This is a genomic window from Lentzea sp. CA-135723 (assembly GCF_050936595.1).
Lineage (GTDB): Bacteria > Actinomycetota > Actinomycetes > Mycobacteriales > Pseudonocardiaceae > Lentzea.
The window spans coordinates 4020523-4038608 of the sequence record NZ_JBNJMK010000001.1 but is presented as its reverse complement, the minus strand read 5'-3'; the positions used below and the strand labels follow the sequence as shown (position 1 = coordinate 4038608).

The following is an 18086-nucleotide window of genomic DNA, read 5'->3' as shown; positions in this document are numbered from 1 at the left end:
GAGAAATAGTTTTGTTTCGGATCAGTTTGCTACCGTGGGTGCATGGGCACGACGGGGTGTACTGACCTGATGATGCTGCTGCATCGGACGTCGCACGCGCTCGAGACCGAGCTGACGGCGAGGCTCGCGGAGATCGGACTGACTCCGCGAGCCCGCTGCGTCCTCGCGACCGCGCTCGACGCCGAGCTCACGCAGATCGAGATCGCCGATCGCGTCGGCATCGACAAGACGACCATGGTCGTCACCCTGGACGCGCTCGAATCCGCTGGTTACGCCTCTCGCAAGCCGTCACCCACCGACCGTCGCGCCCGCGTGGTGGTGGTGACCGAAACGGGCCGTGCGACCACCGTCAAGGCCGACGAGGTGTACGCCGACGTCGTGAACAGCGTGCTCGGCTCGTTGCCAGCTGACGAACGATCGGGACTGGTCGGAGGCCTGACCCGGCTGGTCGAAGGCCGCCTGAGCACCCCGCCCCCGTGTGAGAAGCCGCCGCGCAAACGTGCGCTGCGTCATGCAGTTGGGTAGAAGATAGTCCCGTACAAAACTATCTGTTACGGTTCCTCTTATGACTTCAGGGGGATCGAGGACTGACGCGCGCTGGCTCGCGCTGATCGTGCTGTGCGCGGGGATGTTGATGATCGTGCTGGACCAGACGATCGTGAACGTCGCGCTGCCCGCCATCGCGGAGGACCTGCAGTTCGGCCAGGCCGGGCTCGCGTGGGTGGTGAACGCGTACCTGATCGCCTACGGCGGTCTGCTGCTGCTCGCGGGCCGGCTCGGCGACCTCATCGGGCACAAGAAGGTGTTCCTGATCGGCCTCGGCGTGTTCACGGTGGCTTCGCTGCTGTGCGGGCTGTCGTTCAGCGCCGAGATGCTGATCGTGTCGCGGTTCGTGCAGGGTGCGGGCGGTGCGCTGGCGACGTCCGTGACCTTGGGGATGGTCGTGACGATGTTCCCGGAGCCGGGGGAGCAGCGCCGCGCGATCGGCGTCTTCAGCTTCGTGGCGGCCGCCGGTGCGTCCTTGGGGCTGCTGCTGGGCGGCGTGCTCACCGACGCCATGTCGTGGCACTGGATCTTCTTCGTGAACATCCCGATCGGGCTGGTGGCGGCCGTTTTCGCGGTCCGCCTCGTGCCGGACTCGGTCGGCCTCGGGCTGCGTGAAGGTGCGGACGTCATCGGTGCGTTGTTGATCGTGGCCGCCGTGATGCTCGGCGTGTACACGATCGTCAAGGCGGAGCACTACGGCTTCGGTTCCACACACACGGTGGGCCTTGGTGCCGTTGCCGTCGCGTTGTTGGTGGGCTTCGTCGTGCGCCAACGGACTGCCGCGAAGCCGTTGCTGCCGTTGCGGGTGTTCCGCTCCCGCAACGTGACCGGCGCGAACCTCGTGCAGATCTCGATGGTCGCGGGCATGTTCGGCCTGTTCTTCCTCGGCACCCTCTACATGCAGCTCGTGCTGCAGTACACGCCGTTGCAGATCGGCCTGGCCTTCATGCCCGTCGCCGGCGCCATCGCGTTGTTCTCGGTGTCGCTGTCGGCGCGGTTGAACTCGCGGTACGGCGAGCGCAACATGCTGATCGTCGGCCTGCTGTTCATGCTCGCCGGGATGCTGGTGTTCACGCAGGTGCCGGTCGACGGGTCGTACCTGGCGGACATCCTGCCCGCGGTGGCACCGCTGGGCATCGGCCTCGGGCTGTCGTTCCCCGCGCTGATGTCGCTGGCGATGTCCGGCGCCTCGCACGACGAAGCCGGGCTGGCGTCCGGCCTCGTGAACACGACCGCGCAGGTAGGCGGTGCTCTAGGCCTCGCCGTGCTGGCCACGACGTCGACCTCTTACACGTCGTCGCTGCTGGCCTCGGGCGTCGGCCGGCTGGAGGCGCTGACCTCGGGCTTCCACCTGGCGTTCTGGATCTCGGCCTCGTTGGTGGCGGTGGCGCTCGGGCTCGCGGTGTTCGTGCTGCGCCAGGTCGCGGTCGACCGTTCCGCGCAGCCCGTGCTCGTGCACTAGTGGTCGGCGAGCTCTTCCCGCTTCTGGACGTCCTCGGTGCGCAGGATCTTGAACTTCCGGTCCTTCGCGTCGAGGACCTTCAGGAACCCGGGACTGGTCTCGAAGACGTAGACCTCGTCCTTGTCGTTGATGCGCTCCTTCGGCACCCACGGAGTGCTGACGATCGCGGCCACCGCGAGCGCCGAGCCGGCCGGGATCCAGGCGAACCACCTGAGGATCCACTGGGCGTTGTGGACCGCCAGCACCATGGCCGCGCCGATCGCCACCGCCCCCAGCGCGAGCCACCAGCGGTGGTAGGTGAGCGTGTGGCTGACCATGAGCGCAACGAGGACGATGAGGGCCAGCAGCGCCGTCGTGTTCGGGCGTTCCGGGTCCTTGCGGGTGCGCAGGAAGTAGAAGAACGTCGCGGGCGTGACGATCATCAGCAGCACCGTGCTGATGCGGTCGTCCGCCATGAACGTGCCGAGGAACAGGCCAGGAGCGTCGTCCAGCGCGAGCGTGTGCAGCAGCGCGAACGCCGTGTGCCAGTTGTAGTTCGACACCGCGAGAAGCCTGAGCAGGACGAAGAGGACGGCGGCGCCGGTCACGGCGGAACCCGTGTGCTTTGCACTCACGCGCAGAACTATGGCGCATCGGCCGGCGACGCCGGGTATTCCCCGTCACAGCCCTGGCGGAGGGCGCCGCACGTGCGCGGTTACCCTTGTCCGCACATCCCGTACCTGTTTTCGAGGAGTCACACCGTCGTGTCCGAGCGCACCCTGGTTCTCGTTAAGCCCGATGGCGTCGCCCGTGGTCTCGTCGGCGAGGTGATCGCCCGCATCGAGCGCAAGGGCCTCAAGCTCGCCGCGCTGGAGCTGCGCACCGCCGACCGCGCCACCGCCGAGCAGCACTACGCGGAGCACGACGGCAAGCCGTTCTACGGCGACCTGGTCGACTTCATCACCGGCGGCCCGCTGGTCGCGATCGTGGTCGAGGGCGTCCGCGCGATCCCCGCGTTCCGCCAGCTCGCCGGCGGCACCGACCCCGTCGAGAAGGCCACGCCGGGCACCATCCGCGGCGACTTCGGCACCGAGGTCCAGTACAACCTGGTGCACGGCTCCGACTCGGCGGAGTCGGCCGAGCGCGAGATCAAGATCTGGTTCCCGAACCTCTGATCCGGGCTTTCGCGGCGGCCCCGACCGAGTGGGTTTTCGGTCGGGGCCGTTCGCTATTTTCCGGGCCGTGCGGATTTCTGACTCGGAGCTCGCCCGGGAGCTTGACGCTGTCGGGCTGGAGTTCATCGAGGTGGTGGCGCAGCGCCCGGTCCTTCCGACCGCGCCCGGGCACAGCCCGGCTTCCAGCCTGCGCGAACACGGGCGGTTCGACACCGGCGCCGTGCACATCGACGATCCCGCGTTCGTGGCCCGGATCAATGCCGACTGGTGGCGCATGGCCACCGAGCACGGCCTCTTCGACGCACGGCGTGAGTGCCTGTTCGGCCTCCACCTCTGGGTTGCCAGCGAGGGTGAGGAGTACGACGCCAACGCGTACGACGAGTCCTTTGCCTGGGTTCGGGTTCGGTTGTCCGATGGCGCGGAGGGGTTGGACGTCGCCGGGGACGTTTGCCGGCATTTCCGGGGGTGGCGGTTCGAGGAGGAGGGGCGGGAGTTCTGGGTGCCCGAGTTCTCGATGCTGTCGGTGGACTCGCGGATGATGATCCACACGACTTTGTGGGGGAACCACACGGTCAGCACGATCGTGGTGCGGCCTGATCGGTTGGCTGCGTTCGGTCCGTAGGTGGGTCTGTTGCGTTGGCGGGTTGCTGTTGCGTGCTTCCCCTGGGGCTCTGCCCCAGACCCCGGCAATCTGATCAGGGGGCAGGCGCTGTGAGCAGGCTGATGGCGCGACTCATGATGGGACCCCACCGCCGGGCCCTCTTGGCCAAGGGCCAAAGCAAAAGCCAACCGCCTCGGCTTCGCCGTCGGGTCGGCTCGCCTTCGGCCTCGCGCTCCTCAGGCGTGCCCGCCCCGGTCCTTGATCGCCTTCGGCCTCGCGGGACTGTCAGACCCCATCGCTAGGTTGGGTCGCGGGGGAGCCGAAACCCGAGGTGACCCCTGCGAAAGCCTGCCGCGATCAGGCCCGTCGCGATCAGGCCCGTCGCGGGCTGCTGCCCAGCCCGCCCGCCGCCGCCCCGTTCAGCGAGGTCCCCTCCGGGTAGCCGAGCGGCAGGTACATCCACACGTCGTCCCAGCGCTCCGCCCCCACCGCGATCGCGTTCGGCATCCGCCCGCACTCCCGGAACCCGAGCCGCTCGTACAGCTCGATCGCCCCGTGGTTGTTGCCGCGCACCCCGAGCATGAGGATCTCGATCCCGGCCGAGCGCGCGTGGTCGATCAGGCCCTCCACCACCCGCTTGCCCAGGCCGAGGCCGCGTGCCGACGGGTGCGCCATGATCTGCTGGACCTCGGCCCGGTGCTGGAACACGGCGGTCGAGCCCCGGCGCCACAGGCCCACCGCGCGCACCACGCCGTCCACCTCCACGGCGCAGAAGGCGGCGTCGCCGTCGCGGACCTGCTTCAGGACGCCGTCGAGCCACGTCGAGATGCGCTCGAAAGAGGGAGGGGAGTGGTAGCCGACCGCTCCGCCCGCCGCCACGACCTCGTGGACCACCGCGTGGATCTCGGCGCGGAGGTGGTCGTCGGCTTCCGAGAGCCACAGGAGCGTCATGGGGCGATCGTAAATGCAGTGAAAAATGTCGGACCCCTTCGTTAACGTCGGGCGGGTGGACAACCTCGTTGAGGCCAAGGCCCTGACCAAGCACTTCGGGTCGTTCGAGGCCGTGCGCGGCATCGACGTCGAGGTGCGGCGGGGTGAGGCGTTCGGGTTTCTCGGGCCCAACGGTGCCGGGAAGTCCTCGACCATGCGGATGATCTCGTGCGTGTCGGGGCGCACCGGGGGCGAGCTGAAGGTGCTCGGGATGGATCCCGGGACCGACGGGCCGAAGATCAGAGCGCGGCTCGGGGTGGTGCCCCAGCTCGACAACCTCGACACCGAGCTGACGGTGCGGCAGAACCTGCAGATCTACGGCAGGTACTTCGGGATGTCGCGGCAGAAGTGCCGGGAGAAGGCCACTGAGCTGCTGGAGTTCGCGCAGCTCGCGGACCGGGCGGACCACGAGGTGGAGCCCCTCAGCGGTGGCATGAAGCGCCGGCTCACGATCGCGCGGTCGCTGGTGAACGACCCGGAGCTCCTGCTGCTGGACGAACCGACGACGGGGCTGGACCCGCAGGCGCGGCACCTGTTGTGGGACAGGCTGTTCCGGCTCAAACAGGACGGCGTCACGCTCATCATCACCACGCACTACATGGACGAGGCCGAGCAGCTGTGCGACCGGCTCGTGGTGATGGACGGCGGCCGGATCGCGGCCGAGGGGTCGCCCAAGGAGCTGATCACCAGGTACTCGACCAAGGAGGTGCTGGAGCTGCGGTTCCAGCCCAACGAGGAGAAACCCGACCTCACCAGGTTCGCCGACCGGGTCGAGGTGCTGCCGGACCGGTTGCTGCTGTACACGCAGGACGGTGAGGCGACCTTGCAGAGAGTGCACGAGCAAGGGGTGACGCCCGTGCAGAGCCTGGTGCGCAGGAGTTCGCTGGAGGACGTGTTCCTCAGGCTCACCGGCCGGACGTTGGTGGACTGATGGAGACCCTCAAGGCGAGCTGGTTCGGGTTCGAGAAGACCTGGACGTGGTACCGGCGCAACTGGCGGGCCACGGCCGTGTCCGGCTTCCTCACGCCGGTGTTGTTCCTGCTGGCGCTGGGCGTCGGGTTCGGGTCGCAGGTGCGGTCGACGGCGTTGATCGGCGGAGTGCCGTACCTGCAGTACCTCGCGCCCGCGCTGGTGGTGGTCACGGCGGTGCAGGGGGCGACGTTCGAGTCGACGTTCCCGGTCATGTCGCAGTTCATGTGGCAGAAGTCGTTCATCGCCATGGTGGCCACGCCGATCACGCCCGCGCAGGTGCTCTACTCGCAGGTGATGTGGCTCGGTTCGCAGTTGCTGCTGCGGTCGGTGGTGTTCGTCGGCGTCGCCGCTGCCCTCGGTGCGGCGGCCGGGCCGGGGATCCTGCTCGCGGTCCTGGCCGGGACGCTGGCGGGGCTCGCGTTCGGCGTGCCGCTGGTCGCCTACAGTGCCACGTTGGAGAAGCCCGAGGCCTTCAACAACATCTTCCGGTTCGTGCTCATGCCGATGACGTTGTTCACCGGCGCGTTCTTCCCGGTCAGCCAGCTGCCGGACTGGTTGGTGCCGGTCGTGTGGCTGACGCCCGCGTGGCACGGCATCGAGCTCGCGCGCGGCGCGACGTTCGGCACGTTGGACCTCTTACCGGCGTTGGGGCACATCGCGTACCTCGGCGCGTTGGTCGCCGTCGGGATCGTGCTCGGCGTGAAGTTCTTCCACCGGAGGCTGGCGGTATGACGCAGACCCTCGACCGCGCCGACCAGGCCCGGCCCGCCAGCGTGGGGCTGCTGTGGCGGGTGATTCCGCCCGGCCTCTACGGCGGCAAGGCCAGCAAGCTCGTCGAACGGTCCGCGATGGTGAACCGGCGCGCGTGGTTCGTGCTGGTCGGTGGGGCGTTCGAGCCGATGCTGTTCCTGTGGTCCCTCGGGCTCGGGTTCGGCCAGATGGTCGACTCGGTGGCCGGGCCGGACGGGCAGCCGGTCAGCTACGCGGCGTTCGTCGCGCCCGCGTTGCTCGCGGCCAGCGCGATGAACGGCGCCGTGTACGACGCGACGTTCAACGTGTTCTTCAAGTTCAAGTACGCGAAGCTCTACGACGCGATGCTGACGACCCCGATGGGGCCGATGGACATCGCGATCGGCGAGATCTCGTGGGCGTTGCTGCGCGGCGGGCTGTACTCCGCAGGGTTCATCGCGGTCATGCTCGGCATGGGGCTGGTCTTCTCGCCGTGGGCGATCCTGGCGCTGCCCGCCGCGCTGCTGGTGGCGTTCGCGTTCGCGGCGGTCGGCATGGCGGCGACGACGTTCATGCGGTCGTGGCAGGACTTCGACCTGGTGCAGCTCGCGGTGCTGCCGATGTTCCTGTTCTCGACGACGTTCTACCCGCTCAGCGTCTACCCAGGCTGGTTGCAGGTGGTGGTCTCGTGGACGCCGCTCTACCACGCGGTCGAGCTGATGCGCGGCCTCACGCTGGGCGTCGTCGGCTGGGGCATGCTCGGTCACCTCGCGTACTTCGCGGTGCTCTCGGCCGTCGGAACGGTGGTCGCGGCCCGTCGTCTGGGCAAGTTGTTGCTGGACTGACCGCCGATTCGGCGCGGGCAGTGAGGGCCGTTACTCTGGTCGTGTGAGTGTCGAGTCTGTTTTCCCCAGGTTGGAGCCACTGCTGCCGCAGATCTCCAAGCCGGTGCAGTACGTCGGCGGGGAGCTCAACGCGACCGTCAAGGACTGGGACGCGGCGTCCGTGCGCTGGGCTTTGATGTACCCCGACGCGTACGAGGTCGGCCTGCCCAACCAGGGCGTCATGATCCTCTACGAGATCCTCAACGAGCTGCCGGACGTGCTCGCCGAGCGCACCTACGCGGTGTGGCCGGATCTCGAGAAGCTCATGCGTGAGCACGACGTCCCGCAGTTCACGGTCGACGGGCACCGCCCGCTCAAGGCGTTCGACCTGATGGGCATCAGCTTCGCGACGGAGCTGGGCTACACCAACATGCTGACGGCGCTGGACCTCGCCGGCATCCCGCTGCACGCGCAGGACCGCACGGAGGACGACCCGATCGTGGTCGCCGGCGGGCACGCGGCGTTCAACCCCGAACCGATCGCGAAGTTCGTGGACGCGGCGGTGCTCGGCGACGGCGAGGAGGCCGTCCTCGAGATCACCGAGATCGTCAGGAACTGGAAGGCCGAGGGCTGCCCCGGCGGCCGCGACGAGGTGCTGACCAGGCTCGCCGAGACCGGTGGCGTCTACATCCCGCGCTTCTACGACGTGGAGTACCTGCCGGACGGCCGGATCCAGCGCGTCGTGCCGAACCGCGACCGGGTCCCGTACCGCGTCTTCAAGCGCACCACGATGGACCTCGACGCGTGGCCGTACCCGAAGCAGCCGCTGGTGCCGCTCGCCGAGAGCGTCCACGAGCGGATGAGCGTCGAGATCTTCCGCGGCTGCACGCGCGGCTGCCGCTTCTGCCAGGCGGGCATGATCACCCGCCCGGTGCGCGAGCGGTCCATCGAGGGCATCGGCGCCATGGTGCAGAAGGGCCTGGCCGCCACCGGCTTCGAAGAGGTCGGCCTGCTCAGCCTCTCCAGCGCGGACCACAGCGAGATCGCCGAGATCACCAAGGGCCTCGCGGACCGCTACGAGGGCACCAACACCGGCCTGAGCCTGCCGTCCACGCGCGTTGACGCGTTCAACATCGACCTCGCGAACGAGCTGTCCCGCAACGGAAGGCGCTCGGGTCTCACCTTCGCGCCCGAGGGCGGCAGCGAGCGGATGCGGCGCGTCATCAACAAGATGGTGTCCGAAGAGGACCTCATCCGGACGGTGTCGGCCGCGTTCTCCAACGGCTGGCGGCAGGTGAAGCTCTACTTCATGTGCGGCCTGCCGACCGAGGAGGACGAGGACGTCCTGCAGATCGCGGAGATGGCGAAGAACGTCATCCGCGCGGGCAGGCAGGCGAGCGGCCGCAACGACGTCCGCTGCACCATCTCGATCGGCGGGTTCGTGCCCAAGCCGCACACGCCGTTCCAGTGGGCCGCGCAGTGCGACCCGGACGTGGTCGACGACAGGCTCCGCAAGCTCCGCGAGGCCGTCAACGCCGACCGCAGCCTCGGCCGCAACATCGGCATGCGCTACCACGACGGCAAGCCGAGCCTCATCGAAGGCCTGCTCAGCCGGGGTGACCGGCGCATCGGCGACGTCATCGAGGCCGTGTGGCGCGACGGCGGCCGGTTCGACGGCTGGAGCGAGCACTTCTCCTACGACCGGTGGACCACCATGGCCGCCCGGGAGCTGGAGCAGTTCGGCGTCGACCTCGCCTGGTTCACCACCCGCGAGCGCGAGGAGCTGGAGGTCCTGCCCTGGGACCACCTCGACTCGGGCCTCGACAAGGAATGGCTCTGGGCCGACTGGCAGGACGCGCTGGACGAGCGCGAGCAGGACGACTGCCGCTGGACCCCGTGCTTCGACTGCGGTGTCTGCCCCGCGATGGGCACCGACATCGAGGTCGGCCCGACCGGTCGCAAGCTGCTGCCGATCTCCCCGGTCGGGGTCGGCTCGCCGGTGAAGAACCCCGCGCTCACGCCGTGACGGCGAGCCCGCCCACCATCACGCCCGCCGCCGACGCGGTGGCCGTGATGGTGGCGGGCCTGCCGAGCGAGTCACCCATGTCGACGGTGACGTCCGCGGCCAGGTGAGCCGCCAGACAGGCCGTGCTGTTGGCGTTCGCGACGTCCTCCGGCACGCCGATCGACGGTGCGAACATCCTTGCCACGTACCGGTTTCCGGCTGAGTAGGCATAGCAGCCGAGCAGTCCGAGCTCGTCGGTCGCGGCCTTCAGCAGGTCAAGATCCGGGGTCAGCGCGGCGACGTCCGGCACCTCGACGAGCATGCGCGGCCTGCCCAGCGTCGCGATCACGCACGAGCCGTCAGCGCCCAACGCGCGCACGACCGCATCACGTTCCGCACGGGTCGCATCCCGGACCTGGATCGGCCCCGGATCGAAGAACGCCTCGACGCCCGCCGACGTGGGTTCCGCCGTGCCCAGGAACGCCCGCCCGCCTGCCCTCAGGGTGAACTCCCGCGTGCCGTCCGCGGCCAGCACCGCCAGCGCCGCGACGGTTCCGTGCCCGCACCCCGGCAGCTCGCCCGCGGACGTGAAGAACCTCAACGCACCCTCAGGCCCGAGAAAAACGGCGTGAGAGGTGCCGTGCTCGACGGGCAGCGCACGGCGTTCGGCCTCGCTGAAACTTCCGTCCGGCAGCACCAGCGTCGGACTGCCGCCCAGCCCGTCGCGCGGACAGGCCCGGACGATCACTTCGTGACGGCGGAGAGCGCGTCCACGAGCCCGTGGCCGTAGAACGAGTTGTACTCGGAGTACCCGGTGCAGAACGCGTCCTGCACGCCCGTGCCGTTGAGGTCGTAGTCGTCCGGGCAGGCCAGCGTCTGCGCCTGCGCGTTCAGCATCCGGCCGAGCGACACCGCGTCCGCCTCCGGATGTGTCGAGGCGATCAGCGCCGCCACCCCGGACACGTGCGGGGCCGCCATCGAGGTGCCGCACGAGTAGTCGTAGCCGGACGGCACGGTCGACAGCACGCACCCGTTCGGCGTGCGCTGATCGCCACCCGGCGCCGTCACGTCGATCGTGCCGAGCCCGTACGAGCTGTACCCGGCCTTGGTCTTGGCCGAGTCGACCGCCGACACGCCCACCACGTTCTTGAGCTGCGCGGGCAGCACCACGCACGTCGAGTCGACCGGCCGCGTCTGCGCCTCGCCGTTCGTCGGCGACACCGAGTCGCGGCCCGGCCGGGACAGGTCGGCGGCGGCGTTGCCGGCGGCGGCGACGTTCAGCACGTTGCGCGAGGTCGCGTAGTCCACGGCGCGGCGCACGGCCTCGTAGATGACCCGCTGACCTGGCTCGCTCTGGCACGTGAACAGGTACGGGTCGATGAAGTAGCTGTTGTTGGTGATGGTCATGTTCTGCGCGGCGGCCCACATGAAGCCGCACACCGCGTACTCCGGGTAGATGAACCCGTCGTCGTCGACGACCTTCACGGACGCGATGCGCACGCCCGGCGCCACGCCCGTGGTGCCCTTGCCGTCGTCGGCGGCGGCGATGGTGCCCGCGACGTGCGTGCCGTGCGGCGACGTCGTCGGGATCCACGCGGACGGCGAGGTGTCGGGCTTGCCGGTCAGGCAGCCCGCGGACAGTTCGGGGGCCAGCGCGCCCACCAGGTCGGGGTGCCGGGCGTCGATGCCGGAGTCCAGCACGCCCACGACGACGGACTTGGAGCCCGTGGTGATCTCGTGCGCCTGCGGGGCCCGGATGAGATCCATGTCCCACTGCTCGGCCGAGCGCCCTCCGGACGGCCGGAAGAGCTCCGTGTCGTCCTTCTTCCGCTTCACCGACCGCTTCGACACGCTCTCAGCTTGGGCGCTGTACGCGCGTTCCGGGCCGATCCGCCGCAGGAAGCCGGGGTCGGGCGAGGTGGCCACCGCGACCGAGATCTGCGAGTAGTAGACGGTCGTCAGGCCACACGCCTCGGTGATCTCCGCGTCGGCCTGCTCGGCGGGCGTGGACTGCGGGAACACCACCAGGTAGCGCAGCAGCGGACCCGGCTGGATGCAGCCGGGAGCCTCGGGCGTCAGGTCCGGTTCTGCGCCGGCGGGCAGGGACGCGGCCAGTACCCCGGCCACGAGCAAAGCGGTCATCGCCGCCGCTCGGGCGCGGTGGAGCAGAGGCACCAGTGACCTCCAGGTAGGCAGGGCGTCCAGTCAGCCGGACGGTAGCCACGCGCAACGATCTAGACAAGCTGAGCGTGATTAATCGTGTTCACGGTACCGTCCTCATGGACGAACAGCCTGCGCCGATGGGACCGCTCACCCGTCGGAACACCACTCGGGAGCACCACTGAGCCGCAACCTGCCCAACAACCCGTCGGCCGCCGCCGTGCAGAAGCTGCGCCTCCGCTACACCAAGCGGGGGAGGCTGCGATTCACTTCGCACCGCGACATCGCTCGCACGTTCGAACGTGCGCTGCGCAGGGCAGGCGTGCCCATGGCCTACTCGCAGGGGTTCAGCCCTCACCCGAAGGTGTCGTGGGTGGGTGCCGCGCCGACCGGCGTGGCGAGCGAGGCCGAGTACGTCGAGGTCTCCGTGGTCGAGAAGGTCGACCCGGTGGCCCTCAAGCTCGCGCTCGACGAGGCGCTGCCACCCGGCATCGACGTCGTCGAGGTCGTCCAGTCTCTCGGTGGCAACCTCACCGAGCGCATCGACGCGAGCGAGTGGCGGATCGAGCTCGACGGGGTCACGCCCGACGAGCTCGCGAAGGCGGTGGAGGTCTTCCTCGCGGAGGAGTCCGTCGAGGTCGAGCGACTGACCAAGAGCGGCACGAAGATGCTCGACGTGCGGCCCGCGGTCGTGTCGGCGCTGGTCGAACCACGTTCGAGCGACGCCGGACACGATGACACCGCTTTGTCACGACCGTGTGGGATACTCATGACGGTCGTACGGCAGGCAACGCCTACCGTTCGACCCGACGACGTGCTGAATGCGCTTCGCGTCGTGGCCGATCTCGTGCCGCCGGTACCTGCGAAAGCAACCCGGATGGCGCAGGGACGCCTCGACGGCGACGGCAGGCTGGTCGACCCGCTCCAGCAGGACAGAGAGTCCTGACGAGCGCAGGACGCTCCAGCCGTGACGCGCAAACAGGAGGAGCGGCGCTGACAGCGGCGTCGTCGTGGGACCTGCGCAAGCGTGCGCCCGGTGAGGCGCCACGCCACTGCGCGCGAGGCAAGGATTCCCGCCGCGAGCAGCGGTGGAGAGAGACAAGAGAGGCCCCTGCGCGGCCGCGTCCTCACGGGACGCGCCCGGGGGTGGAGGAGCTGCATGTCGAACAAGGAACAGCCTGCCGGTGGCACCGGCGGGCAGGGCGTGGTTGCCGCACGCCCTGAACTGGCGGACCTGCCGGACAAGTTGCGGGTCCACGCGCTGGCAAAGCTGCTGGAGGTCAGCAGCAAGGACGTGATGACGGCGCTGGCCGACCTCGGTGAGGTCGCCCGCAGCGCGCAGTCGAGCGTGAGCCGCGACGTGGCCCTGAAGGTCGCCGAGACGCTCATCGACTGGGACGACGTCGTCACGGGCGAGGTCACCGAGGACTACGAGGCCCCCGCGGTCCCGGCGTTCGAGGCACCCGCGCTCGCGCCGCTCTTCGCCGCCCCGAGCGCCGTCTTCCTGCCCCCCACGCCGGTCGAGCGCCCCAAGGCGCCCGTCTCGCCGTTCGTGGTCGAGCAGGAGCCGGTCGTCGAGGAGAAGTCGGTCGGCGAGATCGCCGCGGACGAGCTCGACGCCGCCGAGGCCGCCGCGGAGGCGGACGCCGACGTGGACTCGGACGACGAGGCCGACGGCCGCCGTCGCCGCCGCCGGGGCCGTCGTGGCCGCGGCCGGGGCAAGGGCACCGACGCCGAGTCCGGCGACGAGAGCGACGAGGCTCCCGAGCAGGACGCGGGCGAGGCCGCCGACGAGACCGAGGCGTCCGACGAGACCGACGACGAGGGAGACGAGAGCTCGACGCGCCGTCGCCGCCGTCGCCGTCGCCGCAAGACCGGCGCGGACGACGACGTCTCGTCCGAGGACGACCCGCCGAACACCGTCGTGCACGTGCGCGACTCGCGGGACGCGCGCGACGACAAGGCCGACTCCGAGGCCGCGCAGAACGAGGTCCGCAGCATCCGCGGCTCCACGCGCCTCGAGGCCAAGCGCCAGCGCCGCCGCGACGGCCGCGAGGCCGGCCGCCGCCGTGCCCCGGTGCTGACCGAGGCCGAGTTCCTGGCCCGCCGCGAGGCCGTGGCCCGCACGATGGTCGTCCGCGAGCGCGGCGACCGCACCCAGATCGGCGTGCTGGAAGACGGCGTGCTGGTCGAGCACTTCGTCACGTCGTCGGGCACCGGCTCGATCGTCGGCAACGTGTACCTCGGCCGCGTGCAGAACGTGCTGCCGAGCATGGAGGCCGCGTTCATCGACATCGGCCGCGGCCGCAACGCCGTGCTCTACGCCGGTGAGGTCGACTGGGACGCCGCCGGTCTCGAGGGCAAGTCCCGCAAGATCGAGCAGGCGCTCTCCAGCGGCGACTCGGTGCTCGTCCAGGTCACCAAGGACCCGGTCGGCCACAAGGGCGCGCGCCTCACCACGCAGATCAGCCTGCCGGGCCGCTTCCTCGTCTACGTGCCGGGCGGTGGTGCCACGGGCATCAGCCGCAAGCTGCCGGACAACGAGCGCAAGCGCCTCAAGGACATCCTCAAGCGCGTCGTCCCCGAGGACGCCGGCGTGATCATCCGCACCGCCTCCGAGGGCATCTCCGAGGAGGAGCTCGGCCGCGACGTCACGCGTCTGCAGGCCCAGTGGAAGGTCATCAAGGAGAAGTCCGAGAGCACCTCCACCAAGGCGCCCTCGCTGCTCTACGAAGAGCCGGACCTGCTGGTGAAGGTCGTCCGCGACCTGTTCACCGAGGACTTCGCGCAGCTCGTCGTCCAGGGCGACGAGGCGTGGGAGGTCATCGACTCGTACGTCCGCCACGTGGCGCCGGACCTGCAGGACCGCCTGAAGAAGCACGTCGGCAACAACGACGCGTTCGTCGAGTACCGCATCGACGAGCAGCTGCTGAAGGCGCTCGACCGCAAGGTCTGGCTGCCCTCGGGCGGCTACCTGATCATCGACCGCACCGAGGCGATGACGGTCATCGACGTCAACACCGGCAAGTTCACCGGGTCCGGCGGCAACCTCGAAGAGACCGTCACGCGCAACAACCTGGAGTCGGCGGAGGAGATCGTCCGCCAGCTCCGGCTGCGCGACATCGGCGGCATCATCGTCATCGACTTCATCGACATGGTCCTGGAGTCGAACCGCGACCTGGTCCTGCGCCGCCTCACCGAGTGCCTCGGCCGCGACCGCACGCGTCACCAGGTCGCCGAGGTCACGTCGCTGGGTCTCGTGCAGATGACCCGCAAGCGGGTCGGCACCGGCCTGCTCGAGGCGTTCAGCCAGACGTGCGAGCACTGCCGCGGCCGTGGCGTCGTCGTGTCCACCGAGCCCGTGCACTCGCACGGCGGTGGCAACGGCGGCGGCCAGCAGCAGCCGCAGGGCGGTGGCCGCAAGTCGCGCCGCAACAAGGGCGGGTCCGAGCACGCGGCGGAGCCTGCCGAGGTCGTCGAGGCGTCCGTCGAGGCTCCCGAGGCCCCGGCCGAGCCCGAGGTCTTCGAGCCGGGCGAGCCGGAGGACGTCTCCGAGGATGCGGTAGCGGCCGACCAGGAGCACGAGGGCCACGGCCGGCGCCGCCGCCGTCGCCGGGGCCGCGACAAGGAGCCGCAGGCCGTCGTCGACGCCGTCGTGGTCGAGGAGCAGGCGCTCAACGGTCACGTGCCGCACGAGTTGGCCGAGGACCCGGAGCCCGTCGAGGTCGACCCGGTCGTCCTCGAGGAGGCGGCGGAGGAGCTCGTCGAACCCGTCGAGCCCGTCGCCGAGCCGGTCGTCGAGAAGCCTCTCGTCACCGGTCGCATCGGGGCGCAGCAGCCGGCCGTGACCGGTCGCATCGGCTCGCAGCAGCCCGCCGTGACGGGGCGCATCGGGTCCCAGCTGCCCGCGGTGGAGCCTGAGGCCGTGCGGGAGCCCGTGACGGCTCCCGAACCGGTGGCGGCGCCAGAACCCGTCGCCGAGCCCGCTCCGGCCGTCGTGGAGGCCCCTGCGGCCCGCCCGCGGCGCCGTGCGGCCAAGCGCGCGGCCGGTGCCCCCGCCGCGACCGAGGCGTCCGCCCCGATCGTGGTCGAGGTGCCGAAGCAGCCAGAGGTCCAGATGCCCGCGCCGGTGGTCACCACCACCACGCGCCGTCGCCGCGCCGTGTCGCGGCCGGCGGGACCGCCGGTGCAGGAGGACTGACGCGGATGAACGAGACCGGGGCCGCCTTTCTGGCGGCCCCGGTTTTGTTTGTCCGGAAAGGTTGTGAGGGACCGCACAGCCTGCGGAAACGCGATCGGGGCACCCCAGTTTGCTCCTGCGGTACCCACTCCCGTAACCTTGACGACGGCCCGCCATCCGACGGGTCCTGTCGTGTGCCTCCTCTGGTGCCTGTGGTGGAAACACCAATCCCAGACTGGTTGGCGCATGGCCCGTCACCATCGAGTAGCAGGAGACTTCCGTCCTGATGTACGCGATCGTCAAGACCGGCGGCAAGCAGTACAAGGTCGCTGTCGGCGACATCGTCGAGGTCGAGAAGCTCGAGGGCGAGCCGGGCACCGAAATCTCCCTCCAGGCGCTGCTCGTGGTCGACGGCACTGACGTCACCGCTGACGCGGACGCCCTGGCGAAGTTCTCGGTAACCGGCAAGCTGGTCGAGCACACCAAGGGCCCGAAGATTCGCATCCACAAGTTCAAGAACAAGACCGGCTACCACAAGCGACAGGGTCACCGTCAGAAGCTGACCCGCGTCGAGGTCACCGGCATCACCGGTAAGTGAGGACCTGACTTCTCATGGCACACAAAAAGGGTGCATCCAGTTCCCGCAACGGCCGTGACTCCAACCCCCAGTACCTGGGTGTGAAGCGGTTCGGCGGTCAGGTCGTCAAGGCCGGCGAGATCCTGATCCGTCAGCGCGGCACCAAGTTCCACCCCGGCGTCGGCGTCGGCATCGGCAAGGACGACACGCTGTTCGCCCTGCTGCCGGGTGCGGTGGAGTTCGGTACGAAGCGCGGTCGCAAGACCGTCAACATCGTCCCGGTCGCGGTCTGAGGACCGTCTCCGCGACGTAGTTAGAACCTCTGCGAGGGGCGGAACCGGTCACCCGGCTCCGCCCCTCGTTGTTTGTCCTGAAGTTGTACGTACGCAGCATGTTCGCGCGCGGACATGTCGTTCGAAGGGAAGTAGTTCCGTGGCCCGCTTCGTAGACCGGGTGGTGATCCACGCTGCCGCCGGCAACGGGGGCAACGGTTGTGCTTCAGTGCACCGCGAGAAGTTCAAGCCCCTCGGCGGCCCCGACGGCGGCAACGGCGGCAGTGGCGGCAACGTCATCCTCGTCGTCGACTCGCAGGTGCACACCCTGCTCGACTTCCACTTCCGCCCGCACGCCTCCGCCACCAACGGCAAGGCCGGTGCCGGTGCGCACCGCGACGGCGCGAACGGTGACGACCTGGTCCTGCGCGTGCCGGACGGCACCGTGGTGATGACCGAGGGCGGCGAGATCGTCGCCGACCTCGTCGGTGAGGGCACCCAGCTCATCGCGGCGGCCGGTGGCCGTGGCGGTCTCGGCAACGCCTCGCTCGCGTCCAAGGCCCGCAAGGCGCCCGGTTTCGCGTTGCTCGGTGAGCCTGGCGAGACGCGCGACCTGGTGCTGGAGCTCAAGTCCGTCGCGGACGTGGGCCTGCTGGGCTTCCCGTCGGCCGGCAAGTCGTCGCTGATCTCCGTGCTGTCCGCCGCGAAGCCGAAGATCGCCGACTACCCGTTCACGACGCTGGTCCCGAACCTCGGCGTGATCACCGCGGGCGAGACCGTCTTCACGATGGCGGACGTCCCCGGCCTGATCCCCGGCGCCTCGCAGGGCAAGGGCCTCGGCCTCGACTTCCTGCGCCACATCGAGCGCACCGCCGTGCTCGCGCACGTCGTCGACTGCGCCACGTACGAGCCGGGCCGCGACCCGATCGCCGACATCGACGCGCTGGAGAAGGAACTCTCCGAGTACACCCCGGCGCTCGGCGGCAACTTCGAGGACCGCCCGCGCGTGGTGATCCTCAACAAGGTCGACATCCCCGACGCCCAGGACCTCGCCGACATCGTCCGCCCGGAGATCGAGGCCCGCGGCCTGCCGGTCTTCGAGGTGTCGACGGTGTCCCGCCAGGGCCTGCGGGAGCTGTCGTTCAAGCTGGCCGAGGTCGTCCGCGAGTACCGCGAGGCCCAGCCGAAGAAGGAATCGACCCGAATCGTGCTGCGGCCGACCGCCGTGGACGACGAGGGCTTCACCGTGACCGAGGACCCCTCGGTCGAGGGTGGCTTCATCGTGCGGGGCGACCGTCCCGAGCGCTGGATCCGCCAGACCGACTTCTCCAACGACGAAGCCGTCGGTTACCTCGCGGACCGCCTCAACAGGCTGGGCGTCGAGGACAAGCTCGTGAAGATGGGCGCCATCCCCGGCTGCCAGGTCACCATCGGCGACCTGGTGTTCGACTGGGAGCCGACCACGCCGGCGGGCATCGCGATGACGATGACCGGCCGTGGCACGGACGTCCGCCTCGAGCGCAACGACCGCATCGGCGCCCACGAGCGCAAGGCCCTGAAGAAGGCCCGCCGCGCGCCCGGTGACTACGGCGACGACTTCGACGAGGAGTAAAT

General features: G+C 69.6%; 17 protein-coding genes. 13 read left to right on the top strand and 4 right to left on the bottom strand.

The annotated features are described in order from the left end of the window. Positions 1-42 precede the first annotated feature (42 nt). Positions 43-525, top strand: a complete 483-nt coding sequence (locus ACQEU1_RS17950; RefSeq protein WP_433202572.1) for a MarR family winged helix-turn-helix transcriptional regulator — start codon at positions 43-45, stop codon at positions 523-525. 40 nt (positions 526-565) lie between these two features. Then, positions 566-2008: a DHA2 family efflux MFS transporter permease subunit gene (locus ACQEU1_RS17945; protein WP_433202569.1), complete on the top strand. Its 1443-nt coding sequence runs from the start codon at positions 566-568 to the stop codon at positions 2006-2008. On the opposite strand, the gene ACQEU1_RS17940 is transcribed toward ACQEU1_RS17945, so the two are convergent. Then, entirely contained in the window at positions 2005-2622 is a 618-nt protein-coding gene (locus ACQEU1_RS17940) for a hypothetical protein (protein WP_433202566.1), read from the bottom strand. The two genes, ACQEU1_RS17945 and ACQEU1_RS17940, sit on opposite strands and share 4 nt — an antisense overlap. 129 nt (positions 2623-2751) lie before the next feature. Here ACQEU1_RS17940 and ndk point away from each other — a divergent pair, with 129 nt between their 5' ends. Then, positions 2752-3162, top strand: a complete 411-nt coding sequence (gene ndk / locus ACQEU1_RS17935) for a nucleoside-diphosphate kinase (protein WP_355306847.1) — start codon at positions 2752-2754, stop codon at positions 3160-3162. Between the two features lie 67 nt (positions 3163-3229). Further along, positions 3230-3784 carry a hypothetical protein gene (locus ACQEU1_RS17930; RefSeq protein ID WP_433202562.1) on the top strand — a complete coding sequence of 185 codons (555 nt, stop codon included), beginning with the start codon at positions 3230-3232 and terminating at the stop codon, positions 3782-3784. 351 nt (positions 3785-4135) lie between these two features. Here the strand turns inward: ACQEU1_RS17930 and ACQEU1_RS17925 are convergent, their stop codons facing one another. Next, positions 4136-4714, bottom strand: coding sequence for an N-acetyltransferase family protein (locus ACQEU1_RS17925; RefSeq protein ID WP_433202559.1), 579 nt, complete (start codon positions 4712-4714; stop codon positions 4136-4138). A 55-nt stretch (positions 4715-4769) separates the two neighbouring features. Between ACQEU1_RS17925 and ACQEU1_RS17920 the strand changes: the two genes are divergently transcribed. The 4 genes from ACQEU1_RS17920 to ACQEU1_RS17905 are packed head-to-tail and all read left to right on the top strand — an operon-like array spanning position 4770 to position 9304. Then, positions 4770-5684, top strand: a complete 915-nt coding sequence (locus ACQEU1_RS17920) for an ABC transporter ATP-binding protein (protein WP_433202556.1) — start codon at positions 4770-4772, stop codon at positions 5682-5684. Beyond that, the gene (locus tag ACQEU1_RS17915; protein ID WP_433202553.1) at positions 5684-6457 is read left to right on the top strand and encodes an ABC transporter permease; all 774 of its coding nucleotides are present in this window, start codon (positions 5684-5686) and stop codon (positions 6455-6457) included. The genes ACQEU1_RS17920 and ACQEU1_RS17915 overlap by 1 nt, the downstream gene beginning before the upstream one ends. Next, positions 6454-7299: an ABC transporter permease gene (locus ACQEU1_RS17910; protein WP_433202550.1), complete on the top strand. Its 846-nt coding sequence runs from the start codon at positions 6454-6456 to the stop codon at positions 7297-7299. The genes ACQEU1_RS17915 and ACQEU1_RS17910 overlap by 4 nt, the downstream gene beginning before the upstream one ends. 43 nt (positions 7300-7342) lie before the next feature. Continuing rightward, positions 7343-9304, top strand: coding sequence for a TIGR03960 family B12-binding radical SAM protein (locus ACQEU1_RS17905; RefSeq protein WP_433202547.1), 1962 nt, complete (start codon positions 7343-7345; stop codon positions 9302-9304). Here the strand turns inward: ACQEU1_RS17905 and ACQEU1_RS17900 are convergent. Both ACQEU1_RS17900 and ACQEU1_RS17895 read right to left on the bottom strand, forming a co-directional pair. Beyond that, positions 9294-10031 (bottom strand): PhzF family phenazine biosynthesis protein, encoded by a 738-nt coding sequence (locus tag ACQEU1_RS17900; RefSeq protein WP_433202544.1) that lies wholly within the window; start codon positions 10029-10031, stop codon positions 9294-9296. The genes ACQEU1_RS17905 and ACQEU1_RS17900 overlap by 11 nt on opposite strands. After that, positions 10028-11458, bottom strand: coding sequence for a S8 family peptidase (locus ACQEU1_RS17895; RefSeq protein ID WP_433202541.1), 1431 nt, complete (start codon positions 11456-11458; stop codon positions 10028-10030). Before ACQEU1_RS17895 ends, ACQEU1_RS17900 begins: the two co-directional genes overlap by 4 nt. Positions 11459-11663: 205 nt before the next feature. On the opposite strand from ACQEU1_RS17895, the gene ACQEU1_RS17890 reads away from it, so the two are divergent. The 5 genes from ACQEU1_RS17890 to obgE all read left to right on the top strand — a co-directional run bounded on the left by ACQEU1_RS17890 (position 11664) and on the right by obgE (position 18084). Then, a complete protein-coding gene (locus ACQEU1_RS17890) occupies positions 11664-12389 on the top strand; it encodes a TIGR03936 family radical SAM-associated protein (protein ID WP_433202538.1) in 726 nt (241 codons plus the stop codon). A 213-nt stretch (positions 12390-12602) separates the two neighbouring features. Then, entirely contained in the window at positions 12603-15644 is a 3042-nt protein-coding gene (locus tag ACQEU1_RS17885) for a translation initiation factor IF-2 N-terminal domain-containing protein (RefSeq protein ID WP_433202535.1), read from the top strand. 265 nt (positions 15645-15909) lie between these two features. Further along, positions 15910-16221 (top strand): 50S ribosomal protein L21, encoded by a 312-nt coding sequence (gene rplU, locus ACQEU1_RS17880; RefSeq protein WP_065913850.1) that lies wholly within the window; start codon positions 15910-15912, stop codon positions 16219-16221. Positions 16222-16235: 14 nt separating this feature from the next. Further along, positions 16236-16493, top strand: coding sequence for a 50S ribosomal protein L27 (gene rpmA, locus ACQEU1_RS17875; RefSeq protein WP_053735607.1), 258 nt, complete (start codon positions 16236-16238; stop codon positions 16491-16493). Positions 16494-16632: 139 nt separating this feature from the next. After that, entirely contained in the window at positions 16633-18084 is a 1452-nt protein-coding gene (gene obgE / locus ACQEU1_RS17870; RefSeq protein ID WP_433202530.1) for a GTPase ObgE, read from the top strand. The last annotated feature ends 2 nt before the right edge of the window (positions 18085-18086 follow it).

Excerpts from the sequence above, each read along its gene's own strand:
- ACQEU1_RS17950 (WP_433202572.1), top strand. The coding sequence starts at position 43 with ATGGGCACGACGGGGTGTACTGACCTGATGATGCTGCTGCATCGGACG.
- ACQEU1_RS17945 (WP_433202569.1), top strand. The coding sequence starts at position 566 with ATGACTTCAGGGGGATCGAGGACTGACGCGCGCTGGCTCGCGCTGATC.
- ACQEU1_RS17925 (WP_433202559.1), bottom strand. The coding sequence starts at position 4,714 with ATGACGCTCCTGTGGCTCTCGGAAGCCGACGACCACCTCCGCGCCGAG.
- ACQEU1_RS17915 (WP_433202553.1), top strand. The coding sequence starts at position 5,684 with ATGGAGACCCTCAAGGCGAGCTGGTTCGGGTTCGAGAAGACCTGGACG.
- ACQEU1_RS17910 (WP_433202550.1), top strand. The coding sequence starts at position 6,454 with ATGACGCAGACCCTCGACCGCGCCGACCAGGCCCGGCCCGCCAGCGTG.
- ACQEU1_RS17885 (WP_433202535.1), top strand. The coding sequence starts at position 12,603 with ATGTCGAACAAGGAACAGCCTGCCGGTGGCACCGGCGGGCAGGGCGTG.
- rplU (WP_065913850.1), top strand. The coding sequence starts at position 15,910 with ATGTACGCGATCGTCAAGACCGGCGGCAAGCAGTACAAGGTCGCTGTC.
- rpmA (WP_053735607.1), top strand. The coding sequence starts at position 16,236 with ATGGCACACAAAAAGGGTGCATCCAGTTCCCGCAACGGCCGTGACTCC.